This window comes from Shinella sp. OV683 (assembly GCF_057787725.1).
The window spans coordinates 1,060,489-1,087,472 of record NZ_CM173543.1; the positions used below are offsets into that span (position 1 = coordinate 1,060,489).

The 26,984-nt window shown below is 59.2% G+C and carries 26 protein-coding genes; 18 read left to right on the plus strand and 8 right to left on the minus strand.

Going from position 1 to position 26,984, the window contains the following annotated elements; genetic code table 11:
* Nucleotides 1-18: 18 nt before the first annotated feature.
* The 7 genes from ACXHRN_RS05155 to ACXHRN_RS05185 all read left to right on the plus strand — a co-directional run bounded on the left by ACXHRN_RS05155 (nt 19) and on the right by ACXHRN_RS05185 (nt 7,694).
* The gene (locus ACXHRN_RS05155) at nt 19-990 is read left to right on the plus strand and encodes a helix-turn-helix domain-containing protein (protein ID WP_488640267.1); all 972 of its coding nucleotides are present in this window, start codon (nt 19-21) and stop codon (nt 988-990) included.
* An 87-nt stretch (nt 991-1,077) separates the two neighbouring features.
* Nucleotides 1,078-2,580 carry a M10 family metallopeptidase gene (locus tag ACXHRN_RS05160; protein ID WP_488640268.1) on the plus strand — a complete coding sequence of 501 codons (1,503 nt, stop codon included), beginning with the start codon at nt 1,078-1,080 and terminating at the stop codon, nt 2,578-2,580.
* A gap of 252 nt (nt 2,581-2,832) precedes the next feature.
* Nucleotides 2,833-5,022, plus strand: coding sequence for an anthranilate synthase (locus tag ACXHRN_RS05165; RefSeq protein WP_488640269.1), 2,190 nt, complete (start codon nt 2,833-2,835; stop codon nt 5,020-5,022).
* Nucleotides 5,023-5,094: 72 nt separating this feature from the next.
* Nucleotides 5,095-5,664: a DUF2199 domain-containing protein gene (locus ACXHRN_RS05170; protein WP_488640270.1), complete on the plus strand. Its 570-nt coding sequence runs from the start codon at nt 5,095-5,097 to the stop codon at nt 5,662-5,664.
* Nucleotides 5,665-5,833: 169 nt separating this feature from the next.
* Nucleotides 5,834-6,736: a cation diffusion facilitator family transporter gene (locus tag ACXHRN_RS05175; protein WP_488640271.1), complete on the plus strand. Its 903-nt coding sequence runs from the start codon at nt 5,834-5,836 to the stop codon at nt 6,734-6,736.
* Between the two features lie 25 nt (nt 6,737-6,761).
* A complete protein-coding gene (gene queF, locus ACXHRN_RS05180) occupies nt 6,762-7,226 on the plus strand; it encodes a preQ(1) synthase (protein WP_488640272.1) in 465 nt (154 codons plus the stop codon).
* Between the two features lie 72 nt (nt 7,227-7,298).
* Nucleotides 7,299-7,694, plus strand: coding sequence for a hypothetical protein (locus ACXHRN_RS05185; RefSeq protein ID WP_488640273.1), 396 nt, complete (start codon nt 7,299-7,301; stop codon nt 7,692-7,694).
* 63 nt (nt 7,695-7,757) lie between these two features.
* On the opposite strand, the gene ACXHRN_RS05190 is transcribed toward ACXHRN_RS05185, so the two are convergent.
* Nucleotides 7,758-8,330 carry a HupE/UreJ family protein gene (locus ACXHRN_RS05190; protein WP_488641834.1) on the minus strand — a complete coding sequence of 191 codons (573 nt, stop codon included), beginning with the start codon at nt 8,328-8,330 and terminating at the stop codon, nt 7,758-7,760.
* Between the two features lie 256 nt (nt 8,331-8,586).
* Between ACXHRN_RS05190 and ACXHRN_RS05195 the strand changes: the two genes are divergently transcribed.
* Nucleotides 8,587-9,177, plus strand: coding sequence for an ATP-dependent Clp protease proteolytic subunit (locus tag ACXHRN_RS05195; RefSeq protein WP_488640274.1), 591 nt, complete (start codon nt 8,587-8,589; stop codon nt 9,175-9,177).
* A 63-nt stretch (nt 9,178-9,240) separates the two neighbouring features.
* Here ACXHRN_RS05195 and ACXHRN_RS05200 read toward each other — a convergent pair whose 3' ends face one another.
* Nucleotides 9,241-10,299 carry a MerR family transcriptional regulator gene (locus ACXHRN_RS05200; protein ID WP_488640275.1) on the minus strand — a complete coding sequence of 353 codons (1,059 nt, stop codon included), beginning with the start codon at nt 10,297-10,299 and terminating at the stop codon, nt 9,241-9,243.
* A 227-nt stretch (nt 10,300-10,526) separates the two neighbouring features.
* On the opposite strand from ACXHRN_RS05200, the gene ACXHRN_RS05205 reads away from it, so the two are divergent.
* The 5 genes from ACXHRN_RS05205 to leuA all read left to right on the plus strand — a co-directional run bounded on the left by ACXHRN_RS05205 (nt 10,527) and on the right by leuA (nt 17,918).
* Nucleotides 10,527-11,429, plus strand: a complete 903-nt coding sequence (locus ACXHRN_RS05205) for an alpha/beta hydrolase (RefSeq protein ID WP_488640276.1) — start codon at nt 10,527-10,529, stop codon at nt 11,427-11,429.
* A 67-nt stretch (nt 11,430-11,496) separates the two neighbouring features.
* Nucleotides 11,497-12,678 carry a benzoate/H(+) symporter BenE family transporter gene (locus tag ACXHRN_RS05210; protein WP_488640277.1) on the plus strand — a complete coding sequence of 394 codons (1,182 nt, stop codon included), beginning with the start codon at nt 11,497-11,499 and terminating at the stop codon, nt 12,676-12,678.
* 329 nt (nt 12,679-13,007) lie between these two features.
* Nucleotides 13,008-14,765: a cellulase family glycosylhydrolase gene (locus ACXHRN_RS05215; protein WP_488640278.1), complete on the plus strand. Its 1,758-nt coding sequence runs from the start codon at nt 13,008-13,010 to the stop codon at nt 14,763-14,765.
* Between the two features lie 566 nt (nt 14,766-15,331).
* Entirely contained in the window at nt 15,332-15,769 is a 438-nt protein-coding gene (locus ACXHRN_RS05220; protein WP_488640279.1) for a hypothetical protein, read from the plus strand.
* 439 nt (nt 15,770-16,208) lie between these two features.
* A complete protein-coding gene (gene leuA / locus ACXHRN_RS05225; RefSeq protein WP_488640280.1) occupies nt 16,209-17,918 on the plus strand; it encodes a 2-isopropylmalate synthase in 1,710 nt (569 codons plus the stop codon).
* A 26-nt stretch (nt 17,919-17,944) separates the two neighbouring features.
* On the opposite strand, the gene ACXHRN_RS05230 is transcribed toward leuA, so the two are convergent.
* From ACXHRN_RS05230 to ACXHRN_RS05250, 5 genes are all read right to left on the minus strand, one after another.
* On the minus strand, nt 17,945-18,847 hold the full coding sequence (locus ACXHRN_RS05230) for a CHAD domain-containing protein (protein ID WP_488640281.1): 903 nt from the start codon (nt 18,845-18,847) through the stop codon (nt 17,945-17,947).
* Nucleotides 18,831-19,319 carry a CYTH domain-containing protein gene (locus ACXHRN_RS05235; RefSeq protein ID WP_488640282.1) on the minus strand — a complete coding sequence of 163 codons (489 nt, stop codon included), beginning with the start codon at nt 19,317-19,319 and terminating at the stop codon, nt 18,831-18,833. Before ACXHRN_RS05235 ends, ACXHRN_RS05230 begins: the two co-directional genes overlap by 17 nt.
* Before the next feature lie 144 nt (nt 19,320-19,463).
* Nucleotides 19,464-20,369: an anti-sigma factor family protein gene (locus tag ACXHRN_RS05240; RefSeq protein WP_488640283.1), complete on the minus strand. Its 906-nt coding sequence runs from the start codon at nt 20,367-20,369 to the stop codon at nt 19,464-19,466.
* The gene (locus tag ACXHRN_RS05245) at nt 20,366-20,884 is read right to left on the minus strand and encodes an RNA polymerase sigma factor (protein WP_488640284.1); all 519 of its coding nucleotides are present in this window, start codon (nt 20,882-20,884) and stop codon (nt 20,366-20,368) included. The genes ACXHRN_RS05240 and ACXHRN_RS05245 overlap by 4 nt, the downstream gene beginning before the upstream one ends.
* Before the next feature lie 207 nt (nt 20,885-21,091).
* A complete protein-coding gene (locus ACXHRN_RS05250) occupies nt 21,092-21,676 on the minus strand; it encodes a tetratricopeptide repeat protein (RefSeq protein ID WP_488640285.1) in 585 nt (194 codons plus the stop codon).
* 203 nt (nt 21,677-21,879) lie between these two features.
* Between ACXHRN_RS05250 and ACXHRN_RS05255 the strand changes: the two genes are divergently transcribed.
* From ACXHRN_RS05255 to ACXHRN_RS05270, 4 genes are read left to right on the plus strand one after another with little or no spacing between them, the layout of a single operon-like run.
* Nucleotides 21,880-22,533 carry a CerR family C-terminal domain-containing protein gene (locus tag ACXHRN_RS05255; RefSeq protein ID WP_488640286.1) on the plus strand — a complete coding sequence of 218 codons (654 nt, stop codon included), beginning with the start codon at nt 21,880-21,882 and terminating at the stop codon, nt 22,531-22,533.
* Nucleotides 22,534-22,554: 21 nt separating this feature from the next.
* A complete protein-coding gene (locus ACXHRN_RS05260) occupies nt 22,555-23,508 on the plus strand; it encodes an HlyD family secretion protein (protein WP_488640287.1) in 954 nt (317 codons plus the stop codon).
* Nucleotides 23,505-24,419, plus strand: a complete 915-nt coding sequence (locus ACXHRN_RS05265; RefSeq protein ID WP_488640288.1) for an ABC transporter ATP-binding protein — start codon at nt 23,505-23,507, stop codon at nt 24,417-24,419. The genes ACXHRN_RS05260 and ACXHRN_RS05265 overlap by 4 nt, the downstream gene beginning before the upstream one ends.
* The gene (locus ACXHRN_RS05270) at nt 24,416-25,552 is read left to right on the plus strand and encodes an ABC transporter permease (RefSeq protein WP_488640289.1); all 1,137 of its coding nucleotides are present in this window, start codon (nt 24,416-24,418) and stop codon (nt 25,550-25,552) included. Before ACXHRN_RS05265 ends, ACXHRN_RS05270 begins: the two co-directional genes overlap by 4 nt.
* On the opposite strand, the gene ACXHRN_RS05275 is transcribed toward ACXHRN_RS05270, so the two are convergent.
* Nucleotides 25,533-26,444, minus strand: a complete 912-nt coding sequence (locus ACXHRN_RS05275) for a metallophosphoesterase family protein (RefSeq protein WP_488641835.1) — start codon at nt 26,442-26,444, stop codon at nt 25,533-25,535. The genes ACXHRN_RS05270 and ACXHRN_RS05275 overlap by 20 nt on opposite strands.
* 46 nt (nt 26,445-26,490) lie before the next feature.
* Between ACXHRN_RS05275 and ACXHRN_RS05280 the strand changes: the two genes are divergently transcribed.
* A complete protein-coding gene (locus ACXHRN_RS05280; RefSeq protein WP_488640290.1) occupies nt 26,491-26,982 on the plus strand; it encodes an NUDIX domain-containing protein in 492 nt (163 codons plus the stop codon).
* Nucleotides 26,983-26,984: the final 2 nt, after the last annotated feature.

Below are 26,984 nucleotides of genomic sequence, written 5' to 3' on the forward strand. Positions count from 1 at the left end.
AAATGCTGGAGTGGCGTCTTGAGAAATCCTCGCGTCGCAGTTCTGATGTTTGAAGGCATGAGCGCGTTTCATCTGTCGGTGCCCTGCCTGATCTTCGGGCAGGATCGGCGCGCGCTTGGCCTGCCGGAATTCGACTTCAAGATCGTGGCGGCGGAGGCGGGCGAGATGCGCACCGATGTCGGTTTCTTGATCCCCTGCGAAAAGGATCTATCGGTTGTCGAGATGGCCGATATCGTCATCATCCCCAGTTGGGGAGACATCGTAGCACCGCCCACCAAAGAGCTCGCCAACGCCTTGCGTGCTGCCTATGCCAATGGCGCCGTTGTCGCTGGACTTTGCCTCGGCGCTTTTCCACTGGCGGCGACCGGTCTGCTCGATGGCAAGCGCGCGACGACGCATTGGGCCTATGCCGACGAACTGGCCCGGCTTCATCCCGCCGTCGGCATCGATGCGAAAGTGCTTTATGTCGATGAGGGACGGCTGTTTACTTCAGCCGGCGTGGCGGCCGGGCTTGATTGCTGCCTACACATCGTCCGCGAGCTTTATGGCAGCAAGGTCGCGACGCTGCTAGCGCGCCATATCGTCATGTCGCCGCATAGGCTGGGCGGTCAGGCGCAGCTGATCGACATGCCCATGCCTCCGCCGGATCGCAACGATCGCTTTGCCGCCGTGTTGGACCAGGTGCGCGCGACACTCGATATGCCGCATTCGCTCGACAGCGCGGCAGAGGCTGCCAACATGACGCGGCGGACTTTTACGCGCCGGTTCCAGTCGGCGCATGCGATGAGTTTTGGCGAGTGGCTGGCGCGCGAGCGGACAAGCCTTGCACGACAATTATTGGAAACCACCGAACTCGGCATCGAGGACGTGGCGCTCAAGGCTGGCTTCGGTACATCCACGACACTCAGGACGCATTTCTCCCAGCAATTCAACATTTCTCCAACGCTTTACCGGCGAGGATTTTCCGAGCTGAAGGCTGACCGTTCCTAAATCTGGCACGATCGCAAAACGGCGCCCAAGTACGCTCGACTTGACCGGATTTCCCCAATAGGCTGCGCCGAATCGTGAGGGGATTTCATGGCATTAGTGACAAGCAAGGATCTGATCGGCAACTATTCCGCGGCAACGGAGCAGATGCTGAATTCCATCACCGCCAACAAGATCTGGGCGGAAACCAGCCTGCAATATTATGTCGGCGACAGCACCGCTCTTAGTCTCGACGGTGAATTTCTCGATGATTTCCGGAGTACCTGGAGCGGCAATCCCGACGCGGTTTTTGCCTTCGGTGCGGTGACCGCGCGCGCCTACGCCATGATCGACACGGTTTCACAGCTCGATTTCGCCCAGACTGACGTCGTGGCCGATGCCGACGCCGTGGTTGTCAGCGTCGATAAGCCCAACAGCGACATCGAGGGCTTTTTCGAGTTTCCCGGCACATCCTACGATGGGCCTAAAGCGAATGGAGACAGCTGGTCGCTCGGTGCCTTCAACAGCGGTCTCGACTATATGCTCGAGGCGGGTGAAACCGGTGGCGGTGAATATGCCAACTGGACCATTCTGCACGAGATCGGCCACAGCCTCGGCCTCAAGCACACGCACCGAGAATCCGACGGCGCGCCGCTCGCGACGATCGGCAAGTTCATGGACAATGAGCGCTATTCGGTGATGTCCTATAATGGTGCCTCGAATGGCACGTCTTATGGGCATGCAGTAACCTTCATGGCGCTTGACGTTGCCGCGCTACAGGCGCTCTACGGCAAGGAAGACTATGCCGTCGGTGCCTCCACATATGAGCTCTCTGCCGCCAAGATGCAGGCTCTTGATCTCACAGAAAGCGCCGTCGAGATCGGCCGTGCCTACTATTGCATCTGGGACTCCTCGGGCGAGGACCAGATCGCTTTCGATGGCTCTGGCAAGTCGGTGCTGATCAATCTCAATGCCGCGACACTCGACACCGATACCGTCAGCTCCGGCCTCAAGGCGATGATTGCCGAACTCAAGACCACGGTGTTCTACAAGCATTTGTCTGACGGCCTGCAGCAGGAGATCATCGATCCATGGCACCATGCCGGCGGCTTTTTCTCACGGGTGCTGGACACGGTTTCGGGCGGCTACAAGAGCACGGCGGGCGGTTACACTATCGCCCATGGCGTGACGATCGAGAATGCGTTTGGCGGCGCCAGCGCCGATCTGTTGATTGGCAACCAGGCCGGCAACAAGCTCTACGGTTCCGCCGGTAGTGACACGTTGCTCGGATCCGGCGGCAACGATTTCCTCTATGGTGGCGAAAATAAAGACCGCATTGATGGCGGCAAGGGCGATGACTTCCTTATGGGCGGCAGCCGCGCAGACCGGTTCATCTTTTCCGACGGCTATGGCAAGGACCGGATCGATGATTTCATGCATGGCGAGGACAAGATCGACTTGATCAGGCTCACCGACTTTTCGAGCTATAACGATCTCTTCAACAATCACATGAAGGACACCGCAGCAGGCGTGCTGATCCGGATCGGCACCGATCAATTGATCATCGAGGATCTCACCAAAGCCGACCTGCACAACTCGGACTTCCTGATCTGAGGCCCCGTTTCCCAAGTAACAGCAATTAGGTTTTCCGGCGGGTTGTGTCCTGGGGGCACTTGCCAAGCGAAAAAACTTCGGTATTTGTAGTGTCCATGAACACGTCTTTGAACATGGTTGCTTGGTGGTGGGCTCGCTGAAAACGCGGCCTCGAACAGTCATGTGACAAGACTCGAAACGAAGCCGCCCGATCTGAGGCGGCTTTTTTCGTATCCGGGCCGCGCGAAGACCGGGCCAAAACGGGAGTTGAGAATGGGAACGCGCGTACTGGACGATGGGTCCGAGCAATATATCACCAAGGGCGGGATTACCGTGACCCGCACCCGGCGGGAAACCACCTATGCCGACGCGATCGACTCCTATGTCGAAAAGCTCGATGAGCGGCGTGGCGCGGTGCTCTCCTCCAACTACGAATATCCCGGCCGCTATACGCGTTGGGATGTCGCGGTCTGCGATCCGCCGGTCGGCATCTCCTCCTTCGGCCGCAGCGTCTGGATCGAAGCCTATAACGAGCGCGGCGAAGTTCTGCTCGACATCATCACCGAAAACCTGCGCACGGTGGAGGATGTGACGCCGGGTACGAAGACGGCGCGCCGGCTCGACCTCACCATCGATGAACCCAAACGCGTGTTCACTGAAGAAGAGCGCTCCAAGATACCCACCGTGTTTACGGTGCTGCGCGCGATCACCGAACTGTTCCATTCGCCGGAAGACGCCTCGATCGGCCTCTATGGCGCTTTCGGCTATGACCTTGCTTTCCAGTTCGACGCGATCGAGCTGAAGCTCAAGCGACCCACCGACCAGCGCGACATGGTGCTGTTCCTGCCCGACGAGATCCTCGTCGTCGACAACTATCAGGCCAAAGCCTGGATCGACCGCTACGAATTCGCCAAGGATGGCCGCACCACGCTGGGCAAGGCAGGCGACATCCCGCCCGATCCCTTCAAGTCGACGGACAAGATCCCGCCGCGCGGCGATCATCGTCCCGGCGAATATGCGCAGCTCGTCACCAAGGCCAAGGAGAGTTTTGTCCGCGGCGACCTGTTCGAGGTTGTGCCCGGCCAGAAATTCATGGAGCGTTGCGACTCCAAGCCATCGGCGATTTCGCGCCGCCTGAAGGCGGTCAATCCGTCGCCCTATTCCTTCTACATCAATCTCGGCAATCAGGAATATCTGGTCGGCGCATCGCCCGAAATGTTCGTGCGCGTGTCCGGTCGCCGCATCGAGACTTGCCCGATCTCCGGCACCATCAAGCGCGGCGAGGACGCGATCTCGGATTCTGAACAGATCCTCAAGCTCTTGAATTCCAAGAAGGACGAGTCCGAGCTGACGATGTGCTCCGACGTCGACCGCAACGACAAGAGCCGCGTCTGCGAGCCGGGCTCTGTAAAGGTCATCGGCCGCCGCCAGATCGAGATGTATTCGCGGCTGATCCATACGGTCGACCACATCGAAGGCCGCCTGCGCGATGACATGGATGCCTTTGACGGCTTCCTCAGCCACGCCTGGGCGGTGACCGTTACCGGTGCGCCGAAACTCTGGGCGATGCGGTTCGTGGAAGCGCATGAGAAGAGCCCGCGCGTCTGGTATGGTGGCGCGATCGGCTGGGTCGGCTTCAATGGCGACATGAATACGGGCCTGACGCTACGCACGGTGCGCATCAAGGATGGTATTGCCGAGGTCCGGGCGGGTGCCACGCTGCTGTTCGATTCGGTGCCGGAAGATGAAGAGGCCGAGACCGAATTGAAGGCGTCGGCAATGATCGCCGCGATCCGGGATGCAAAATCGGGGAATGCTTCGATGACCAAACGCGACGTTGCCAAGGTGGGGCAGGGGGTCAACATCCTGCTCGTCGACCACGAAGACTCCTTCGTTCACACCCTCGCCAACTATTTCCGCCAAACGGGCGCGACCGTTTCGACCGTGCGCTCGCCGGTGCCGGAAGAGGTGTTTGACCGGATGAACCCGGATCTCGTCGTGCTGTCGCCCGGACCGGGTTCGCCGAAGGATTTTGATTGCAAGGCGACGATCAAGAAGGCGCGCGCCCGCAACCTGCCAATCTTTGGCGTCTGCCTCGGCCTGCAGGCACTGGCGGAAGCCTATGGAGGCGAACTCAGGCATCTCGCCGTGCCGATGCATGGCAAGCCATCGCGCATCCGCGTGCTGGAGCCCGGCATCGTGTTTTCTGGTCTCGGCAAGGAAGTCACCGTCGGCCGCTATCACTCGATCTTTGCCGATCCCTCGACGCTGGCGCGCGAATTCATGATCACCGCCGAAGCCGAAGACGGCACGATCATGGGCATCGAACACACCAAGGAGCCGGTCGCGGCCGTGCAGTTCCACCCGGAGTCGATCATGACGCTCGGCTCGGATGCCGGCATGCGGATGATCGAGAATGTGGTGGCGCATCTGGCAAAGCGGGCGAAGGTGAAGGCGGCTTGAGCCATCCTTTTTGTGGAGCGCGCTCAATTAGTGAGTGCGCTCCGGTTCTAAATGGCAGATTGGGAGGGCCGCTTGTTCTGGAACCGTCGCAAGAGCTTTTCGTATACATGCGCTTGCTGCGGCGAGAAGTTCAAGGGCTCGCCGTCTTTTGCAGTCCAAAACCCGCCGTTTCTTCTCGACGTGTCCGACGCGGAATACCAAGAACGAGTGACTTGTGACGATGACTTGTGCTGGATCAGAGCCGCTGAAGGTCAGCCAGACGGCGACGACATCTACGCAATTCGAGTGACCCTCGAAATTCCCATTCATCGCGTTGCTGCACCCTTCACTTGGGGCGTCTGGGTCACGCAATCCAAGGACAGCTTCACTCGCTACATAGACGCCGTCGGAACAGACCGGCGAGGTGAGATTTCATTTGGTTGGCTGCCTGTCGTTTTGTCTTATTACAGGCGCAGAGATCCATATGAGCCTCTCCCAAATCTCGCTTGCGACGTGATGTGGCAGGATATGGGGCTGAGGCCAAAAATTACGCTGCATGAGAGCGATCATCCACTCTACCTCGATCAGCGGGACGGTATTTCATGGGATAGAGCAGTTGAAATTGCAAAATGGCAGATGAAGCAAGTTCACGCGGGTGGCTAGATTTGCCCAGCCTTCGCGGCATACCAAAATGATTTACGCTTGACCCCCACGCCAAATCCGCTAATAGCAGCCTCACACAGAAACCGCGCGAACGCACCCCGTTCGCGCGGTTTCGCGTTGAATACACACGCAAATGCTATTCATTCGCATTTGCGGCGGGGACGGTGAGATGGAACAGAAGAACATATCGGTGCAGCGCCTGGCGTTCTGGGGCATTCCGCTGGCGTTCGGCGTTATGGGGCTGAAGATGGTCGCCTGGTATGTCACCGGCTCGGTGGCGCTGTTGTCCGATGGGCTGGAATCGACGGTCAATGTCATCGCGGCGGTCGTTGCCTGGATGGTCGTCGGCTATGCCGCCAAGCCAGCCGACCAGGATCATCCGTTCGGCCACTACAAGGCTGAATATGTGTCGGCCGTCGTGGAGGGCGTGCTGATCGTGGTGGCGGCGCTGATGATTGTGTCGCAGGCTATTCCCCACCTGTCGAACCCGATCTTGCTAGACGCGCCGGTGCTCGGTCTTGCGATCAACGCAGCCGCCGGCGTCATCAATGTCGTTTGGGCAGGCGTGCTCATCCGTGCTGGCAGGAAATATCGTTCTCCGGCGCTGACGGCCGATGGCCAGCATATCTGGTCGGATGTCATCAGCTCGGCAGGTGTGCTGGTTGGCCTTGTGCTCGCCATTGCCACAGGCTACGCCATCCTCGACCCCGTCATGGCGATACTGGTGGCGATCAACATCCTGTGGCAGGGCTGGAAGGTGATCTCGCATTCGATCGGCGGATTGATGGACCAGGCGGTTGAGGCGCATGACGAGGAGGCGATCAAGACGGCCATTTCGAAGAGCGGCTACGGCGCCTTGAATGTTCATCACTTCCGCACCCGCCGCGCGGGCCAAGTGAGTTTCGTGGTTTTCGACATGGTGGTGCCAGCCGGCATGACAGTGCGTGAGGCACATGATATCTGCGACCGGCTCGAAGACGCGATCCATGAGGTCCATCCCGGAGCGCAATGCGTCATCCATGTCGAACCTGAGGGCGAGAAAGCCCACGGCGTTCGCGTCAACATGATGTAATTCTGGCTAATGAAAGGGCAATGTCATGCCAATCACCGACGTCTCCAATCTCACCCAGCTGGGTTCCGAAACCAAGGGCTTCGCCAGCCCCGAAGAGGCCGTGCTTGAGCGCGTGCCGGCCGGCCATCAGGGCACTGACTACGTCGTGCGTTTCGTGATGCCGGAATTCACCTCGGTTTGCCCGATGACCGGCCAGCCGGATTTTGCCCATATCGTCATCGATTATGTGCCGAATGCTTGGCTGGTAGAATCAAAGTCGCTGAAGCTCTATTTCCATTCATTCCGCAATCACGGCGCCTTCCACGAGGATTGCACGCTGGATATTGCCAAGCGCATCGTTGGGCTGCTGGAGCCGAAGTGGCTGCGCATTGGCGCCTACTGGTATCCGCGTGGCGGCATGCCGATCGATGTGTTCTGGCAGACGGGCGCGCCACCGGAGAATGTATGGCTGCCGGACCAGGGCGTCGCGCCCTATCGCGGGCGGGGGTGAGAAGAGGGGGGCTGTCCATAAACTATGGTACACGTATTCAGTTTCCTAAATGAGATTATTGATGACGCCACAATGACGCTCACCCCTTGTGTGGATGGCGTGAGTCTGGCTGTTCTCGTCGAAGATTTCGAGAACCAACAAGGGTACAAAGATCCTGCCGGCGGGTATGGCGGGGTGGTACCCGATACCTATCGTTTTGGCTCTCTGTCCAAGTATTTTATGGGAGAAGAAGGCGTCTACGGTCATGAACCCGGAAAAGTATTTTTGCTGTTCTGCCAATGTGGCGAGGCGGGCTGCTGGCCGCTAGAGGCTCACATAAAGTCAGAAGGCGACAAGATCATTTGGACCGATTTTCGGCAGCCGCATCGGCCAACGCGGAACTACTCGGCACTTGGTCCATTCGAATTTCAAAGAGAGCAGTATGAGGCAGTTGTCAAAGAGATTGCATCGCTCGACACATCTCATTGAGCACGCATTGCGAGCGCTCGTGGTCGACAAGAATTGTGTCTTGCCGACCACGCAATCAAATTTTCAACCAAACGTCAGCCATGCTCCACCGAGAGCGGTCGCCGCACCGAGCGTACGCGCCAGCACTTGACCGCGGCTGGCAATGGCCATGCCGATCCCAAGGCCGATGCCGTGCAGAACTGCAGTGGCAATCACGAAACCAAGTGCAAATGACAGGGGCGTAGCCGCACCCAGTTCGCCGCCATGCGCGTGGCCATGGAACACTGCGAAGACGCCGACTACAGCAGCACTGACCGGAGCCGGCACCTTGACGGCGAGTGCGACGAGGAGGCCGAGGCCGGTGACCGAGGCGAGGATGCCGGGTTCCACGAACGGCAGATAGATGCTGTTCATCGCCAACAGGAAGCCGGCTGCCATCATTGAGACGAATGTTGCAGGAATGATCCAGCGCGCCTTGCCACCGATCTGCGCCGCCCAGAGGCCGACCGCGACCATAGCCAGCACGTGGTCCGCACCCGAGAACGGATGGGAAAGGCCCGCCATCAGCGAGCCATGCTCTGCCGGATTGAGATGGGCGAAGGCCGGAGCCGTCATGGCGACCAGCATGGCGGCGGAAATGGAAACACGTTTGAACATCATCGTCCCCTTGGTATTGCGACAGGCATAGCTGAATTTCTACCGTTGGAATCGCTGGCCTGTCCATACGGCGTTTGCCGCAATGCCGCATTTTTGGACGATTTGTTACGTTGCTGCTTTGGTGGGCAGGGATATGCGGGAGTTCCACGCCTTTACCCGCAATTCACCCGTTTCGCTTAAACGCGTTTTGTTGCATTGTTTTTCAATGTGAGTCGCCCTATCTCAAGGGCCTGCAAGTTCTATATCGGAGAATTGGATGAACGACGAAGACGACGACGACAAGGAAAAGAAAACCGAAGCGCCGATGGGCAAGGACATCGAGTCCAATCTCTTCAAGTCGCGTTCCATCTTCATCTATGGCGGCATCACGCAGGAACTCGCCCAGCGGGTCTGCACGCAGCTCGTGGCGATGGCGGCGGCCAGTGACGACGATATTCGTATCTTCGTCAATTCGCCGGGCGGCCATGTCGAATCGGGCGACTCGATCCACGACATGATCAAGTTCATCAAGCCGAAGGTGTTCATGATCGGCACCGGCTGGGTGGCTTCCGCCGGCGCGCTCATCTATGTCAGCGTCCCCAAGGAACAGCGTCTTTGCCTGCCCAACACCCGCTTCCTGCTGCACCAACCCTCGGGCGGCACGCGCGGCATGGCATCGGACATCGAGATCCAGGCCAGGGAGATCATTCGCATGAATGAGCGGCTCAACAAGATCTTCGCCGTGGCCACTGGCCAGACCGTCGAAAAGATCTCCAAGGACACGGACCGCGACTATTGGCTGTCCGCCGAGCAGGCCAAGGAATACGGCCTGGTTTCACGGATCATCGATTCGCAATCCGACATCTGATCGGTCGAGTTGTACTGATTTCAAAGCCCTCGCCAGCGAAAGCCGGCGGGGGCTTTTTGTTTGTCAAATTTGTGCCACAGCCCGATTGTTTTCGTCCGACGGACGCCAGGCAATGACGCCGGCCGTGCGTGCGCGTACAGCCGGGGAGGCAAGGCAGGTGGCGACGGCCTCGTAGCCGGGCGCGCCCGGATGAGGCGCGACTTGAACCGGTGGGCTGTGGTTGGCGGGGCAGAGAATGATCGTCTCGTCGGGGCCGACGGCGCTGAGGTCAAGGATCGCCGACGAGCGCGTCATCAGGAACAGCGGCCGTGCCTTCGGGCCGCGGTTATGCAAGTGGGCCATCAGCGCCTCCTGCGACGCGTGGTCCAGACCCTGCTCGACCATATCGACGACCAGATAGGCAGAGGTGTCCGATTCAAGTGCTGCGACAAGCGCGGTGAGGGCTGTCGATGCCGTCGCACCGTCTTCCACCAGCCAGGCAAGAACCTGGTCGACCCGCGATTTCAGCTCGATATCATCCGTCAGTCGAGACAGAGCTTCCCAGTTGTCACCTTCCATTCGTTCGAGACCCAGAAAGGTGCCGCCGGGGAGGTTTTTGGCAAGGGCTTGGGCAAGCCGCGTCTTGCCGCTGCCCAGGGGGCCAATGATGTAGTTAATCTGTCTTACATCGCACAGTTCGAATCGCTCGCCGCCCCATGGCCAGGGAAGGTCGAAGGCGACAACAATCTCGGCGGTTGGTCGCACCAGCCGCGCGAGTTCTCCAACGAGAGGTGCTTCGCCGTGGGCGAGGCTGGTGCGCAGGCTATGAACCTTCTCCACGGTATCGGCGAGTTGACGGATCTGGCCTTCCAGCATCGACTGGTGCGCAGCCAAGGCTGGCCCAAGGGCCTGTGGGTCACCCTTCAGCACCCGCGCCACTTGGGCAAGGCTGAGGCCCAGAGCGCGCAGCGCAACGATCTCGCCGGCGCGTGCCATCTCCATGGGGCCGTAGGTTCGCCATCCCGCTGAGGTGCGAAGCGGGGTGACCAAGCCGCGCTGTTCATAAAGGCGCAGTGCCTTGGGCGACACGCCGAGCCTTTGGGCGGCTTCGGATGCGTTCAGGAATTGGGTGGAAGGGCTCACGACTCACCTCGCTATTGTTGCCGCACCTCTTATCGGGCCAGCCCCAGGGGCCAGGTCAACCGCATATTTGCAACATTCGCCTGGCTTCGCCAAATGGCGGGAGTGAAGGCCTGTCTGAGCACGTCGACTGCATTTTCGTAGGATGGTGTGGCGCAAGGCGCCTTGTAACCGCTTCAAATTGCTCATATCGTCGCGCTCTTCACGAATCCGATGCATAGGAGAACGAGATGTTCCAAGCGATCGCGGCGCCCAACGTATGGCGCAAACCCCTTTCGATGAAAGCCACCGGCAGGGCAGCGCGCATCGCGTTGACAGCACTCGGAATTTTCGCGGCACCGGCAATGGCGCTCGCTGACGAGACGACAATGACGCTGGAGGGCGGCATTTCCGCGACCCTCAACATGCCTGCCCATTCCGACCCGGTTCCGGCTGTGCTGTTGCTGCATGGGTTCGGCAGTTCCAAGGATGAAGTCGGCGGCATGTATGCCCGTGAGGCGCGTGCGCTTGCCGACAAGGGCATCGCCTCGCTGCGTATCGATTTCCCGGGCTTCGGCAGGAGCGAGGGCGATACCGGCGCGACCACCATCGACCAGCAACTGGATGCGGCCAAGGCGGCGCTGGATGTGTTGCGCAAGACCGACGGCGTCGATCCAGCGCGCACCGGCGTGCTCGGCTTCAGCCTCGGCGGCGGCATCGCCACGTTGCTCGCCTCCGGTGCACCGCAGGACGTCAAGTCGCTGGTGACGTGGTCCTCGGTTGGCGATCTGCAGCAGGATTTCCTCAGCGAGATGGGCCAGAAGGCCTTCGATCGCGCCAAGGAAGACGGCATTGTCGGCCTCGACCTGGGCTGGCGGACGATCGCGCTCAAGCAGGCGTTCTTTGACAGTCTCGGCAAGTACAAGATCGACGATGCGATCGCCTCCTATCCCGGTGCCTATCTGACCATTGCCGGCTCCAAGGATTTCTCGGCCGGCTACACCGATCGCTTCGTGGGGCTGGCGAAGAGCCAGACAAAGGAAGCCTACGTCGTGCCGGATGCCGATCATATCTATGGCGTGCTCGGCCCTGACCAGAAGGTGGCCGACGGCGTGATCGTCAAGACTGCCGAATGGTTCGCCAAGACGCTCTGAGCTTGATCACTTGTAACGCCGGCCTCGAGCCGGCGTTTTTCAATCCTGCCTTCTCCGGACGTTTCAGATGCTCAAGGATCTTTCGCCGCAAAGCTTCGTGATGGGGCTGCTGACTGCTTTTGTCGGCTTTTCCTCGTCGTTTGCCGTGGTGCTGCAGGGGATCAAGGCGACCGGCGCCACGGACGCGGAAGCGGCATCAGGGCTGATGGCATTGTCGATTGCCATGGGGCTGTGCGGCATCGTGCTGAGCCTGTGGAAGAGGATGCCGATCTCGATTGCCTGGTCGACACCGGGGGCTGCCTTTCTGGCGACGGTCGGCACCGTTCAAGGCGGATTTCCGGTGGCGGTCGGGGCGTTTCTGATCTCGGCCTTGCTGATCATCGCCGCGGGTCTCTTTAGGCCGCTCAATCGCGCCGTTTCGGCGATCCCGCCCCCGCTCGCCAATGCGATGCTGGCCGGTGTGCTGATCTCGCTGTGTTTTGCGCCGGTGAAGGCGGTTGGCTTCAGCCCGGCACTTGGTTTGCCGATCGTGGTGGCTTACTTCCTGGGCGGAGCGATCAACAGGCTTCTGGCCGTGCCGGCGGCTCTGGCCGCCTTTGTGCTGGTGATTATCTTTGGGGTGCAGATCGATCCGGTGGCGCTTGCCCATGTCGGCGATGCGCTGATTCCCACGCCGGTTTTCGCCTGGCCTGAATTCACGACCTCGGCGCTGATTTCGATCGCGCTGCCGCTGTTCATCATCACTATGGCCTCGCAGAATATTCCGGGGATCACCGTACTCAGGGTCAATGGCTATGCGCCTGCGCCGGGGCCGCTGTTCACGGCAACGGGTATCTTCTCGCTGCTGGCGGCGCCGTTCGGTGGCCACGCGGTCAATCTTGCCGCGATCACGGCGGCGATGTGTGCGGGCGAGGATGCCCATGCCGATCCGAAGCGGCGCTATTGGTCGGCCGTCATCGCGGGCGTCGGTTATGTGATCCTCGGATTGCTGGCGGGGGCAGTCACCGCTGCGGTCGCACTGGCGCCGAAAATCCTGATCGAGGCGGTGGCGGGTCTGGCATTGATTGCTGCATTCTCCGCCTCGGCGCTGGCGGCCTTCAAGGAACTTGAGACACGAGAGGCAGCGGCAGTCACCTTCATCGTCACGGCATCGGGGCTGTCCTTCGGCGGCATATCGGGTGCGTTTTGGGGGCTGCTTGCCGGTGGCTCGGTGATGGCTATCGCCCGGCTGCGCAGCCGTCTCCGGTAGGTATCATGCTTAATCAGGTGTGAAATCTCCGCATGGGGTTTGGCTGCGTCGCCAAAATCAGCCAAGGCTCGATGAGCATGCCCGTCACGGGCCCGCCTTACGCTTCACAGTCCAGCAAATCTTCCTGCTCATGGTTGGCCTAAATAAGGTCATCTTGCCGTGGCATCAGCAGACATCGCGGTACGCTGCTTGTGCAGTTCGTCACGTACCGCATTACCTATGCCAGCATAGGCGCCGTGTGACATTGTTCTGCGTCACGCACGACACCCCACGATTTTGAACGTCGCTGTTCTCACCCGCACCTTTTAAAAGGTCAAGGAGGTCGTGCAATGGCTGTAAAGTTCACTGGAATTAACCTGTCAGGTCTCGAGTTTGGTGGCGGTATCGGAGGGGTCCTCTGGACAGACTATGTCTCGAACGGGAATCCACAATACGATTATTGGTCTGGTGCGGGTGCAAATACAGTCCGGCTCCCATTCACTTGGGAACGCTTGCAGCCCCAGGCAAACGGTGCACTGGATCAAGGGTATCTCCAGCTTCTCCACGACGCTGTAGATTATGCCAAAGCGCATGGTCAGCTTCTCATCCTCGACATGCACAATTTCGGGGGATATTTCGGCCAAAGCATGGCTGGCGGATCGACATCTCTCAGAGCCGCCTATGCCGATGTGTGGGCGAAGCTCGCAAACGAGTTCAAGGACGAGGACAACGTCTGGTTCGGGATCATGAACGAGCCGCACGATATCGATGTCTCGACATGGATGCGCTTCGCTCAGGCTGCCACCAACGCCATCCGCGGAACGGGCGCGGAAAACAAGATCCTCGTTCCCACCGTCGACTGGTCCGGAGCGCATCGGTTCAACGATCCAGACTATGCCGACGAAAAGGCTGCTTATGAAGCCTTCGTGGATTCCGCCGACAACTTTGCGTTCGAGATCCATCAATATCTTGATCAGAACAACTCAGGCACTTCGGCCGACGCGGTGGATGGAAAGGGCGCGACGGTCCTGAAGGGGGTCGCCAACTGGGCGCGCGCGAAGGGCTATGAGCTTTTCCTCGGCGAGTTTGGCGTTGCGGCGAATGGGCAGAACGCAGACGAGTATGCCGACTTGCTGAAGTATATGAACAACAACAGCGACGTGTTCCTCGGTTGGACGGCCTGGGGTGCGGGAGAGTGGTGGCCACCGTCGTATCACTACTATCTCGGCAGCCTGGGCAGTTCGGGCACCAATATCCTGGACGATTTCTTCAACCCGAATCCCGTTGATTACGAAAACGAAATCATCAACCCGACCTTGGTTGGAACGGCGAGAGGAGAGACGCTCCACGGCACGTCGGGCGTTGACAGAATTCTCGGCGGGGGCGGCGACGACGCCATTTTCGGCCACGCGGGCAGGGACGTCCTGAACGGTGAGGCCGGAAACGACAAGATGTCTGGTGGGCCGGGCAGAGACACCTTCAAATATGAGCCTGGTGGAGGCGTAGACCATGTTTCCGACTTCAATGTCGCCAGCGATATTGTGAAGCTGAAGCTAAACGGAATCAGCAGTTTTGCCGATCTCCAGCCGATGCTGCATCAGTGGGGCCGAAACGCCGCGATCTTTATCGACGCCAACGACTATCTCGTTCTCTCCCATGTATCGCTCGGCAGCTTGAGGGCCGGCAACTTCCGATTCAGCAATGACCTTAGCGCCAATCTGGTGACCGGCACGTCCGCCGGCGAAACGGTGAATGGAACCAAGGGTATCGACAATATCCGAGCGGGCGCTGGCAACGACGTGCTCTATGGGCATGCCGGCAACGACATTCTCGGCGGGCAGCAGGGCAATGACACTCTTTTTGGTGAAGCCGGCAGGGACACATTTGTCTTTAGAACTGGCGGAGGCATTGATTATGTCGATGACTTCAGTCTTGCCGAAGACCATGTGCGGCTCGATCTGAACGGGGTCAATTCGTTTGCTGACGTACAAGCGCGACTGCAGCAATGGGGTCCCAACACTGCGATCTACGCCGGCCCGAACGACTATCTCGTTCTCGAAAATGTGAACGTGGCCAGTCTTACAGCCAGCCACTTTTCCATCGTCTGATTTGGTGTCAGTTGCTCGTCGACATTTCCTGGGGTGGCGGGCGACTGATCGCAATGTTCGTTGCCTTTGCGACAAAATCATCCAGAGTTGCTTTGTGAAATGCTGACCCGTTTTGATGTCACCAGGATGTCTCCGAGCGAGCGGCTGTGTAACAGCGCCCGTCATTTTCAGCCGACAAGCTTCGAAGTGATGTAAGTTAACCGTATCCAAATTGAAAGTTCAGAATTGGTATATCGATAATAAAAAGTTTATGTTTGGTCGATTTCCGGCGTGCATCTCTCCACTATGAAGATATTATCATTTATATTTATGTAGTAATACTTTGTTATTGAGTAAATTTGTGCTGAAAACGATTATTGTGCTTTTCAATAATTCTACTTCTAGTCGAATTATCTCTTCAAGTATTGCGCCGTAGGTGATCTGCAAGGCTGGAATGGCCGCAGGTGAACTCTGACATCCAGAAACGCTAATGGAGTAGAGGTAAGATCAAAACGCGAGACATTCCCCCTGTATTGGAGTAGTATTGCCGAGCATCAAATGATCTGAGGTTGTTAACGGAGGTTGTCATGACCCAACGGATCTCAATGAATGCTGGTGTCCGCACAGTCGTTTTAGCTTTATGCATCGCGAGCCCCATGGTCGCCCATGCAGTCTGCATCGACTCTCCTTGCCCGTCCGAGAACCGCTCGCAGTATACGGGGCCGGCGGGGGCGTTAGAATGGACATTCAAGAGCAACTATAAATACAAAGTCCGGCTAAAATTCTATTCCCGGACACGCGAGGGCCATGAGTGGCCCGCTGCCGACGAACACTACGTGATCGACGATTACGACACGCACACCTACAGGCTGAACTGCAGGGCGGGCGAGAAAATCTGCTACGGCGCCTGGACAGGGAGCGAAAGCACCACCTATTGGGGCGTTGGCAAGGACGGCCGAGAAGCCTGCGACGACTGCTGCTATAACTGCGGCGACAACACTCGCCGGAAAGTCCTGAATGACTAAGTTCTTCCTTGCGTTTTTCTAAGCTGCGGTTGCGGCGTCACTCAAGACAGCGGCGGAGGCGGCTGTCTTGTCTTCTCTGCCGGATCGACGGTTCCGGCCGCAGTCTTTCTACGCTCCGCGTTTTTCCAGCATTGCAAACCGATGCGAGCTCGATTATACGGGTTCGCATGATCGGATCGAAGGACAGCATTGCCATCTTCAGCAGCCACGCCGCCGGCGCGGTCGCGAATGCTCGTCCGCTCTCCTCGCTTCTTCTCCTTAGCCTTACTCGCGGTTGCCGGGTCCACTGAGGAGCGCCCGGCGGCCGAGACCGCCGCTGGCGTAAAATCGCTTCTCACCAAAACCAAAAATTCAATATTTCGCTGGCTGAAATCAGATTCCTGTCGTCAAGCGCAGGCAAATTCAGTATCAGCGGAGCGATTGCCAAGGTGAAGCTCAAATGATCATGAAGACCCACTCCGTCAAGGACGGCATGCCCGACGCCGCTGTGAAATACCAGCCCTTTGGGCAGATTGCGCTCAAGGATCGCACCTGGCCCTCCAAGACCATCGATACTGCTCCCGTGTGGTGTTCGGTGGACCTGCGCGACGGCAACCAGGCGCTCATCGACCCGATGGGCCATGACCGCAAGTCGCGGATGTTCCAACTGCTGCTCGACATGGGCTTCAAGGAAATCGAGATCGGCTTCCCCTCTGCCTCGCAGACCGATTTCGACTTTGCCCGCTGGTGCATCGAGGAAGGCAATGTGCCTGCTGACGTGTCGCTGCAGGTGCTGGTACAGTGCCGGCCTGAACTGATCACCCGGACATTTGAATCCCTGAAGGGTGCGACCAGGCCGATCGTGCATTTCTACAATTCGACCAGCGAGTTGCAGCGGCGCGTGGTGTTTGCCAAGGATGTCAACGGTATCAAGCAGATCGCTGTCGATGCCGCCAAGATGATCACCGACATGGCCGAAAAGGCTGGTGGTGGCTTCCGTTTTGAATATTCGCCGGAAAGCTTCACCGGCACCGAACTCGATGTGGCGCTGGATATCTGCAACGCTGTTATCGCCGAGGTCAGGCCGACTGCCGACAACAAGCTTATCGTCAACCTGCCTTCGACCGTAGAGATGGCGACGCCGAACATCTATGCCGACCAGATCGAGTGGATGTGCCGGCAGCTGGACAACAGAGAGAACCTGATCATCTCGCTGCATCCGCACAACGACCGCGGCACGGCAATCGCTGCGACCGAGCTGGCGCTGATGGCGGGTGCCGATCGTGTCGAAGGCACGCTGTTCGGCAATGGCGAGCGCACCGGCAATGTCGATATCGTCACGCTGGCGCTGAACATGTTCACGCAGGGCGTGGACCCCAAGCTCGACTGCTCCAACATCGAGCGGATGAAGGATGTCTTCGAGTATTCCAACCAGATGAAGATCCCCGAGCGCCACCCTTACGTCGGTGAGTTGGTCTACACCGCCTTCTCCGGCTCGCATCAGGATGCGATCAACAAGGGCATGAAGGCGCTGAAGCAGGCCAACAAGCCGCTCTGGGAAGTGCCTTACCTGCCGATCGACCCGCAGGATGTCGGTCGCACCTACGAGGCGATCATTCGCATCAATTCGCAGTCGGGCAAGGGCGGCATTGCCTACATCATGCAGGAAGACTACGGCATCAACCTGCCGCGCAACCTGCAGGTCGAGTTCCGCAATGACATCCAGCGGATTACCGATGAAGAGGGCAAGGAGCTTCCCTCCAAGGCGATCCATGCGCGCTTCCTCGAACGCTATGTCGATCAGCCGAACGGCCGGTTCAAGTTCATCGATCACCACACCTATCCCGATGTCGACCACAGGGGCGTGCGTGTTCTCGCTGCCGAAATCACCGACAACGGCGAGACCAAGCGCATCGAGGGCAAGGGCACGGGTCCGATCGATGGCTTCATGAATGCGATGTCGATCTATCTCGGCACCGACATTTCGGTGAACGATTACTCGGAACATTCGCTCCAGCACGGCTCGAATGCCGCGGCCATCGCCTATGTCGAGATGAACACGCCGGGCGGCAAGCTGTTCGGTGCGGGCATCAACACCAATATCGTCGCGGCATCGCTCGAGGCCATTACCTCGGCGATCAACCGGATGCTCGACGACGGCAAGAAGTAGGCGCGACGGCTGCCCTTCGGGGCAGCCTATTGCGTGCGGATCAGCCGTTCTACGATTTCTGAATAGCGCGCCGCCTTGTCATCGAACAATTGGCTGCCGGCCTCGCGTCCGGCAGCTTCCAGCTTGCGGCGCTGCTGGGAAATGGCTTCAAGCACCGCCTGTTTGTCCTCGTCGCTGTATCGGAAGCTCACCGATTTGTCGAGCTTGTCGGCCAGAGAGACCAGATCATGCTCATGGCCGAGCACATCCACCAGGGCTTTCGCTTCGTTGCCGATCGAGCTCATGGCCGTCGGCCAGAGCGGGCGGAGAAGGCTTGCATGCATCCAGCGATCCTGACTGCGCTTGCGCAGCGCGTGAAAAGCCTCGCTGTTATCGGGCTCGACGCAGCCGGCAAGCGCCTCGATCGCCTTGCTGTCGACCTTCTGCCAACCTGTTGCCAAGCAACTGGCTGCTGTCTTGCGCTTGTGTGAGAGATCAAGGTCGGCGAGCGCCTTCGCGGCCGATCGCAATCCTGCAATCGCCGTCTTGATCGTGGCCTTGAGCGCGGCCTCGTTGCCTGCGACCTCTTCGCATTCGCCCTTGAGCGCTGCGGCAACACGGCCGATGGCGCCGACATGGGCCTGCGCCTCGACATTGGCGTGCAGGTAACGCGCGGCCTCCACATGCGCCGCGGCATCGCGCAGATGCGTAAGCTCGCCGCCGATCTTGCTGAGCCGCTCATTTTCGCGCTTCGCAAATTTCTTGGCGTCGCAACGGATCAGCCGGTAAAGCGCGCGCGTGCGCTTGATGCGCTTGCGGGCATCATGCACGGCCTCATGCGGCCCTTCGGGCTGATCATTTAGCAGATCGAGTGCCGCTGACAGTTGGTGCGAAGCGATGCGGCGCACCTCATGTTCCAGTGAATGGTCGAAATCAATCCGGTATGCCATTGCGCCAATCGTCTCCGAGACTGCCTTCCGCGAGCGACTGGTTGGAAAAGCGCTTGTCGCCGGTCACTTCGCGGCCGAGCCATGTCGGGAGTTCAGGATTCTCGGTCTCGCTCTTCATCTCGACCTCGGCGACGACCAGTCCCTCGAGCTTACCTTCGTAAACGTCGACTTCCCAGGTGTGCTTGCTGTGCGGAACTTCGTAGCGGGTCTTGACGATCGTGCTGCCATTGGCGAGCTTCAGGAGCTCGGCGGCGTCGGACATCGGCACGTCATATTCGAATTCGTGGCGCGACATGCCTGATATCCCGATCTTCAGCGTCAGCCGGGCCTTCTTGCCGTCGATCGAGCGGATGCGGAGCGATCGGTTGCCATCGGAAAATATGATGGCCTGCCGCATGCTTTTGCCGGAATCGGCTTTCTTTCGCCATTTATCCGTTGCGACGAGGAATTTCCGTTCGATTTCCTTTGGCATAAAGGCGTTACTCCGACACGGACACATGACGCGACACGTTCCTTAGCACGGATGACGGCTATAAAAAACCTACCAGTGATGGACAAACGAAAAGAACCGGACCTTGCGGCCCGGTTCATCGATTTGTCGGCAGAAACTTACCCGTCAGAGAGCGGCGCGAACGCTGTCTTCCAACTTGCGAGCCTGGGCTTCATCCTGCGCGGCGATGAAGTAGCTCGTCGCATCCTTCTGGCCGCCGACGACGGAAAATCCGTCTTTTGCAGGGATGGCGCCCGTGACATCGGCGTTCTTCATGAAGTAGACAGCGGCGACATTGCCTTGGCCGTTCTCGTAGAACAGCGCGCCGGTTGGCTGCCCAACGGCGACAACAAGCTTGCCGCCCCTGAGCTTGAAACCTTCAGCGGACAGATCTGGAACGGAAAACTTCACCGAGGTGACCGCTTCCAGATAGCCTTTCAGCTCGCCTTCCTGTGCGGCCGGGACCTCATCGGGATGTGTCTTGTCGGCGGCGTAGACCTTGTGAAGGCTGGCGATTTCCGCCAGCGCGACGTCGGACTTCGAAATACTCTCCGCAGCCGGTGCCTCGAAGGTGAAGCCCCTGGTCTTGACGCCCTTGGTTTCGGCTGGCGCCTGGAAAGCCGAGGTCTCGGAGATTTCCGCCGGGGTCTCGACAACACTGCGCTGGCCGAGGAAATAGCCGGAATAGCCGCCTGCCAGAAGCAGTACGGCACAGGCGGCGATCGCCTGCGGCACGAACCGCATGAACGAAATCGAATTGCCGTTGGCGGCAATGCGCACAGGAGCCGGCTTGGTTGCGGCTTCCTTGATGGCGCGCACCACGTGCAACGGCACCGGCTCGTTCAGCATGTCTTCGAATACCTGGTTGCCGAAGTCCGAACCGGCCTTCAGCGTTTCAAGAATGTCCTGTGCCTGCCGGTCGCTCTTCAGGAGCGTTTCGATCTCCTGGGCGTCCGCGGCGTCCAATTGTCCATCAAGATAGGCCGACAGCCGGACTTCCAGCGGCAGTTCCTTGAAATTTTCCATTGTCATGCCCTCACTTCGCGTGCGCCATTGATCATGGCTGCCAGTTTCATCCGGGCAGTTGAAAGCCTGCTCATCACAGTGCCGATCGGGATCCCGAGGATCTCGGCAGCTTCCTTGTAAGAGTGGCCTTCGACATTGACGAGAAGGAATACGGAGGAAAGTCCCTCCGGCATGGATAGAATCATCTTGTGGAGTTGCGTGGCGTAGATAGCCTTTTCGGCGTTGGCTTCGACGATCAACTCGTCTTGCTCTGTCGCATCGACAGTGCCGCCGCCAGTACGCACTTTCCGTTTTCTGATCTCATCCACCCATAGATTTCTCGTCATGGCATAGATCCAACTCTCCAGTCGCCCTTCCCCGTTCCAAAGGTGGCTCCTGGTAATTGCCCGTTCACATGCTTCCTGCACCAGATCATCTGCATCTGATGAATTCCGCGTGAGAGTCATCGCAAAGCGACGAAGCTTTGGCAGCATGGTGACCAATTCACGGCTAATCTTTTCTGCCTTGGCTTGGTTACTCATGATCTCTCACAGAATATGACGGCGACGGTCATTGGTTTATTCAGAATGATTCGAAAATTATGCGGACGGTCCCGGCGTCTGACGGGGTTTGTATGAAACATTTTGATAGCAATTCGCAAGAGGTGAAAAAGGAATGGACGCGAAAGCTCGCGTCCATGGTTAGAATAACGTCATTTTTCATACAGATTGAGGTGGTTAGCCCGCCAATCAGTATGTGTTGGAGTGCTTGAGCGAATTATAGAGCAGCTTGTAAGCATAGGTGTCCTGGCCGCCACGGTCACGAATCTCGACCAGCTGGGTGCGCGCGCCTTGCACGTCACCCTGCAGCAGCAGGGCCTGGCCCATATAGGAACGGGCGAGGATGAAGTTTGGATCGATCGCCAGTACCCGCTTATAGTAGCTCATGCCGAGTTCCATCCGGCCGGCCTTGCGGTTCGAATAACCCATATAGTTGAGGATGCGCGGGTCATTCTGGTTTCTTGCCAGCTTCAGCACCGCGATCGCGTTGTCATACTGGCCGGCATAAGCCATCTCGCGCGCTGCGTCATAGAGCTGGTCGTCATTGAAGCTGCTCTGGTTCGGCTTGACGCATTTCTTCTTCGCCGTGCTCCATATCTTGCCACTCTTGCATTTCTGCGTGGTTTCTGTGCGCGAGGGTGTGCTTCCAGTGTTGCCAGTGTTGCCAGTGTTGCCGGAATTGCCGCCGGCAGCGAAGGCAGGCAGGCCAAGTGCCATCGTCAGCGTCGCTGCCGCCACAAAAGTGGAAAGGCGCTTCAGTAGTAAAGTTGTCATTGCAGAACATCCTTTTTTGGAGTGCCGGCACTTGGGAAGGCGCCAGCCTTTTTTCGCGAGCCACACGCCATCAAAATCTGCTTAAAATACATATGCTGCAACTCAAATCTTCGGGAGCGACGTACAAACTTTGGTATGTTTACCGGTGGGCATTGCCTTGAGTTAATCAATCGATTAAACTATCCCTAGGTTTGGAGGCGTTGATGGACAGGCCGATATCAGGCGCGGAGGTCACCCGTGTCACTCTGGTGGAATCTGCGATCCGGCTGTTCGGCGAGCGAGGCTATGACGCCGTCTCGACGCGCGAGATTGCCGATCTCGCCGCAGCCAATATCGGCTCCATCGCCTATCATTTCGGCGGCAAGCCGGGTTTGCGGCGCGCCTGCGCGGAATATGTGATTGCCAATATCCGCAAGCAGATCGGCACGGCGCTGACGCAGCCGATGCCGAAGCTCAGCCCGGACGAGGCGCTCGGCATGCTCGAGCAGACGCTCACGGTGTTCTGCCGGTATTGGCTGACCAGCGAGCAGAGCTTTCATTTCGTCAATTTCGTGCTCAGGGAAATGATGGATCCCGGCGAAGTTTCCGAACTCTTCTACTGCAACTGGATGAAGCCGATGCATATCCGCTTCTGCACCCTGGTCGGCCTGGCCACCGGGCTCGACCCGAACTCGGAAGAGGCCAAGATTGCGGTGTTTTCTTTCGTGGGGCAGGTTTTCCACTTCCGGCTGGGGCGTCCGTTGATGATGCGCCGGCTGGAATGGGATGAGATGGGCGAACGCGAGGCCAATCGCCTGTGTACGCTTCTGGTGCGCAATGCGCGCGCGATCGTGACGTCGTATCGTGAGGCCGACTGATCTGCGCCTCGGGGAGGGATCATGGACTTTCTCTGCAGCCTGCCGCTGATTGCCGGATTGTTCGGTGCCTGCGCGCCGCCGCTGCCGATGGCCACCGGCTACGTCGAGGGCGAGTATGTGCTGGTCGCGCCCGTGGAGACGGGCCGCGTCGTATCGCTCGCCAGGAAGCGCGGTGATCGCGTTTTAAAGGGCGAGGTGGTGGTGCAGATGGAATCGTCCGATGCGGACATTGCCATTCGTGAGGCGGAGGCGGCGCTCGAGCAGGCGAAGGCACAACTCGCCAATCTCAAGGAGGGCAAGCGACCGGAGGAGATCGACGTCATCGCGGCGACCCTCTTGTCTGCGCAGGCCCAGGCAGCGGAGGCAAAGCGGGTCTTCGCTCGCGAAAGCAATCTCGCCAAGCGCGGCATCAATGCCAAGGCGGATCTCGATCAAGCTGCCTCGGCGCTGGAGCAAGCCGATGCGCTTGTCAGCCAGACCAGAGCCAATCTCGCGGTTGCCCGCCTTCCTGCCCGACCACAGGAAATCGATGCTGCGGACGCCCAGGTAAAGCAGGCCGAGGCGAAGCTCGAAGATGCCCGCTGGCGTCTTGACCATCGCCGCCTGAGGGTGCCTTCCGACGGCGTCATCAGTGACATCGTCCGCCATCCCGGCGAAGTCGCGGGGCCTTCGCAGCCCGTGGTTTCCGTGCTTCCCGATGGAGCGGTGAAGGTGCGCCTTTATGTCGGCGAGCAGTATCTCTCCGGCCTGAAGCTGGGAACGATCCTCACCATCCACTGCGACGGCTGTGGCGGGGATGTGCGCGCCCGGATTTCCTACATATCCAATGGGCCGGAATTCACGCCGCCGGTGATCTATTCGCTGCAGAACCGCCAGAAGCTCGTCTATCTCATCGAGGCACGGCCGGAAGGCGACCAGCCCCTGTTGAAGCCGGGCCAGATTGTCGATGCGATGCTCGCGGCCGATCCCTCATGAACGCGATCGAGGTTCAGGGACTGGTCAAGAAATATGGAGACAAGACTGTCGTCGATCATGTGTCGATGAGCGTGGCGGCGGGCGAGATTGCCGGCTTTCTCGGTCCGAACGGCTCCGGCAAGACAACGACGATCCGGATGATGTGCGGATTGCTGACGCCCGACGCGGGTACCGGCACGGTGCTTGGCCTCGATCTGGCGACCAGGAGCCAGCAGATCAAGCGGCAGGTCGGCTACATGACCCAAAAGTTCTCGTTCTACGAGGATCTGTCGATCGAAGAGAACCTGATGTTCGTGGCGCGCCTTTATGGGCTGACGCCCCGCGACTATGTGGAGCGCACGCTTGCCGATCTCGGCCTGACGTCGCGCAAGGATCAACTGGCTGGCAAGCTCTCCGGCGGCTGGAAGCAGCGGCTGGCGCTGGCGGCCTGCATCATGCACGAGCCGAAGCTGCTGCTGCTCGATGAACCGACTGCTGGTGTCGACCCCAAGGCGCGGCGCGAATTCTGGGACGAGATCCATCGGCTCGCTGCGCATGGAATGACCGTGCTGGTGTCCACCCATTATATGGACGAGGCGGAGCGCTGCCACCGCATCAACTACATCTCCTATGGCAAGCTGCTTGCCAGCGGCACCGTCGAGGAGGTCGTGCAGAATGCCGGCCTGCACACCTTTGTGCTGGAAGGCGAGGGGGTCGATACGATTGCGGAGGAACTACGCGGCGTAGAAGGGGTGGATCAGGTCACCCCATTCGGGGCTGCGCTGCATGTGGTCGGCCGCGACAAGGCCGCTCTCGAAAAGGCGCTTGAACCCTATCGCAACCGCCAGGGTCTCGAGGTGGCCGAAGGACAAACGAGCCTCGAAGACGTGTTCATCCAGTTCATGAGCGGCTCGAAGGACAATATGGGATGAACCGGTTGTTCTCGCCGATGCGGCTCAGGGCGCTGCTTGCCAAGGAGTTCATCCAGATGCGGCGGGACCGCATCACCTTCGCAATGATGCTCGGCGTGCCCTTGATGCAGCTTCTGCTCTTCGGCTTTGCCATCAACAATGATCCGAAGAGCCTGCCGGCGGTGCTCGTGACCTCCTCGTCGGATCACTATGTTCGCGCAATGGTCTCGGCGCTGGAACTGACCGGCTATTACCGCTTCGTGTCGGTCGGCGAGAGCGCCGAGAAGGCGGAGCATCTGATCCAGAGCGGCCAGGTATCGTTCGTCGTCACCATCCCATCCGACTTTGCGCGTCGGGTCGATCGCGGCGACCATCCACAGATCCTGATCGAGGCGGATGCGACCGATCCATCGGTGGCTTCCGGTGCGATCTCGACACTTTCGAGCGTTGCCTCGGAGGCATTGCAACGCGAGCAAGGGACTGAGGCGCAGTCGGCGGAAATGCAGACGCATGCGCTCGAAGTTGTCGTGCAGCGTCGCTACAATCCCGAAGGTATCACCCAATACAATATCGTGCCGGGCCTGCTGGGCGTCATCCTGCAGATGACGATGGTGATGATGACGTCGATGGCGCTCACCCGTGAGATCGAGCGCGGCACGATGGAAAACCTGCTCGCCATGCCGGCGACGCCATTCGAGATCATGCTCGGCAAGATCCTGCCCTACCTGACGGTCGGAGCGGTGCAGGTCTCCGTCGTGCTGATTGCCGCCAAGCTGGTCTTCCATGTTCCCTTCGCAGGTTCCCTCGGCCTCTTGCTGGGGGCCATCCTGGCCTTCGTGTTGGCTCTGGTGCTGCTGGGCTACACGATCTCGACGGTGGCGGAATCGCAGATGCAGGCGATGCAACTGACATTCTTTTTCTTCCTGCCGTCGCTGCTGCTCTCGGGCTTCATGTTCCCGTTCCGCGGCATGCCGGTCTGGGCGCAATGGCTGGGCGAGATATTCCCGTTGACGCATTTCATTCGCATCGTTCGTGCCGTGATGCTGAAGGGTGCGATCTGGCAGGACATATCCTTTGAGGTCACGATCCTGTTCGTCTTCATCGCGGCCTTTGCGGGAATGGCGCTGCTGCGCTTCAAGCGTACGCTGGATTGACGAGTGTCGCGGCTTCCGCGAGAGCAAATCCGGCGCCGTCTGCGGTCAGCGAATAGCGCTCGCGCGACAGAATCCAGTTGCCTTGCTCACCACCGATGTGGAAGAGATTATAGGCGGCCGGAGGCTTCTTGCCGCCGGGGGCCTGGCTGCCGGAGGCGATGCCGACCACGGGCACCTGCACACCCGCCTGGCCACTCAGCCAATTGACGGTGTTGAGGTGGGTGTGGCCGTGCAGGACAAGTTCAGCGCCGCCCAGATGCACGGCAGCAGCAAAGCGGCGGATGCCCATCATGCGTTTGTAATTGGCCGTAGCGCCGCGGATCGGCGGATGATGGATCAACACGACGCGAAACAGGCCGGCATCGCCCGTTGCCCGCAGCAGATTGGCGAAGCGGCGGGCCTGGTTGCTGCCGAAATAGCCTGACGCCATGAAAGGCGGCGTCGCGGTTGCCGTTGACAGACCGATCAGCGCCACGTTCTTGCGAATGCGCAGGAAGGGAAAGCGATGGCCGTCTTCGCCGGGCCGGTCGCCACTCATCCACGGCGCCCATTTTTCCACGGCCTCGTCGATGGCATTCGGCACATAGGCGTCGTGATTGCCCGGAACTACGGTAACATCGTATGAATGCGGCAAGGTTTTCAGCCAGAGGGCGGCGGCATCGATCTCGATGCTGGCGGCGAGATTGACAAGGTCTCCGGTGATCGCCAAATGATCGGGATGGCGCTTGTTCATATCCGCGATCAGCAATTCGAGCGTATTGCCAAAAAGATGCTTGCGCCGGTTGCGCTGCCAGTTCACATATCCAGTAATGCGTTTGGACATCAATTCGCCGAACGACATATTCGGAAGAGGGCCGAGATGGACGTCGGAGATGTGGGCAAGGGTAAACATTGCCGCCAACATAGGGGCTCGTCCGGAATGGAGCAATAGCAATAGCATGGCCGATGATTTCACCCCACCGGAATTGAGTGCGCTGCGCTACCGCATCCTCACCCGCATCGCCCATACGGCGTATTTCTTTATCAAAGGCATGACCATCGGCGTCCGCGCCGCCTGTTTTGACGACCAGGGCCGCATCTTTCTCGTCCGCCATTCCTACATTCCCGGCTGGCACATGCCGGGTGGCGGCGTCGAGCGCCGCGAAACGGTGGGACAGGCAATTGCCAAGGAACTGCGCGAAGAGGGCAATCTCGAACTCACCGCGCCGCCCGAACTCATGCATATCTATTTCAACAGCCGCACATCCAAGCGCGACCACGTGGTCTTCTATCGCTGCAAGGTTCGGCAGACCGCGCCGCGCGTGAAGGACCATGAAATCGTGGAAAGCGGCTTTTACGCCCTCGACGCGCTGCCGGAAGGCACGACCTCGGCAACGAAACGGCGCCTGAAGGAGCTTTCAGGCGCCGCGCCTTACGACGAAATCTGGTAACG

Coding starts and splice junctions, on each gene's coding strand:
- ACXHRN_RS05245 (WP_488640284.1), bottom strand. CDS start 20,884: ATGAGTAACCAAGCCAAGGCAGAAAAGATTAGCCGTGAATTGGTCACC.
- ACXHRN_RS05210 (WP_488640277.1), top strand. CDS start 11,497: ATGCTCAAGGATCTTTCGCCGCAAAGCTTCGTGATGGGGCTGCTGACT.
- ACXHRN_RS05205 (WP_488640276.1), top strand. CDS start 10,527: ATGTTCCAAGCGATCGCGGCGCCCAACGTATGGCGCAAACCCCTTTCG.
- ACXHRN_RS05255 (WP_488640286.1), top strand. CDS start 21,880: ATGGACAGGCCGATATCAGGCGCGGAGGTCACCCGTGTCACTCTGGTG.
- ACXHRN_RS05280 (WP_488640290.1), top strand. CDS start 26,491: ATGGCCGATGATTTCACCCCACCGGAATTGAGTGCGCTGCGCTACCGC.
- ACXHRN_RS05190 (WP_488641834.1), bottom strand. CDS start 8,330: ATGTTCAAACGTGTTTCCATTTCCGCCGCCATGCTGGTCGCCATGACG.
- ACXHRN_RS05165 (WP_488640269.1), top strand. CDS start 2,833: ATGGGAACGCGCGTACTGGACGATGGGTCCGAGCAATATATCACCAAG.
- ACXHRN_RS05270 (WP_488640289.1), top strand. CDS start 24,416: ATGAACCGGTTGTTCTCGCCGATGCGGCTCAGGGCGCTGCTTGCCAAG.
- ACXHRN_RS05235 (WP_488640282.1), bottom strand. CDS start 19,319: ATGCCAAAGGAAATCGAACGGAAATTCCTCGTCGCAACGGATAAATGG.
- queF (WP_488640272.1), top strand. CDS start 6,762: ATGCCAATCACCGACGTCTCCAATCTCACCCAGCTGGGTTCCGAAACC.
- ACXHRN_RS05265 (WP_488640288.1), top strand. CDS start 23,505: ATGAACGCGATCGAGGTTCAGGGACTGGTCAAGAAATATGGAGACAAG.
- ACXHRN_RS05220 (WP_488640279.1), top strand. CDS start 15,332: ATGACCCAACGGATCTCAATGAATGCTGGTGTCCGCACAGTCGTTTTA.
- ACXHRN_RS05250 (WP_488640285.1), bottom strand. CDS start 21,676: ATGACAACTTTACTACTGAAGCGCCTTTCCACTTTTGTGGCGGCAGCG.
- ACXHRN_RS05230 (WP_488640281.1), bottom strand. CDS start 18,847: ATGGCATACCGGATTGATTTCGACCATTCACTGGAACATGAGGTGCGC.
- ACXHRN_RS05175 (WP_488640271.1), top strand. CDS start 5,834: ATGGAACAGAAGAACATATCGGTGCAGCGCCTGGCGTTCTGGGGCATT.
- leuA (WP_488640280.1), top strand. CDS start 16,209: ATGATCATGAAGACCCACTCCGTCAAGGACGGCATGCCCGACGCCGCT.
- ACXHRN_RS05275 (WP_488641835.1), bottom strand. CDS start 26,444: ATGTTTACCCTTGCCCACATCTCCGACGTCCATCTCGGCCCTCTTCCG.
- ACXHRN_RS05160 (WP_488640268.1), top strand. CDS start 1,078: ATGGCATTAGTGACAAGCAAGGATCTGATCGGCAACTATTCCGCGGCA.
- ACXHRN_RS05260 (WP_488640287.1), top strand. CDS start 22,555: ATGGACTTTCTCTGCAGCCTGCCGCTGATTGCCGGATTGTTCGGTGCC.
- ACXHRN_RS05215 (WP_488640278.1), top strand. CDS start 13,008: ATGGCTGTAAAGTTCACTGGAATTAACCTGTCAGGTCTCGAGTTTGGT.
- ACXHRN_RS05185 (WP_488640273.1), top strand. CDS start 7,299: ATGACGCTCACCCCTTGTGTGGATGGCGTGAGTCTGGCTGTTCTCGTC.
- ACXHRN_RS05240 (WP_488640283.1), bottom strand. CDS start 20,369: ATGACAATGGAAAATTTCAAGGAACTGCCGCTGGAAGTCCGGCTGTCG.
- ACXHRN_RS05195 (WP_488640274.1), top strand. CDS start 8,587: ATGAACGACGAAGACGACGACGACAAGGAAAAGAAAACCGAAGCGCCG.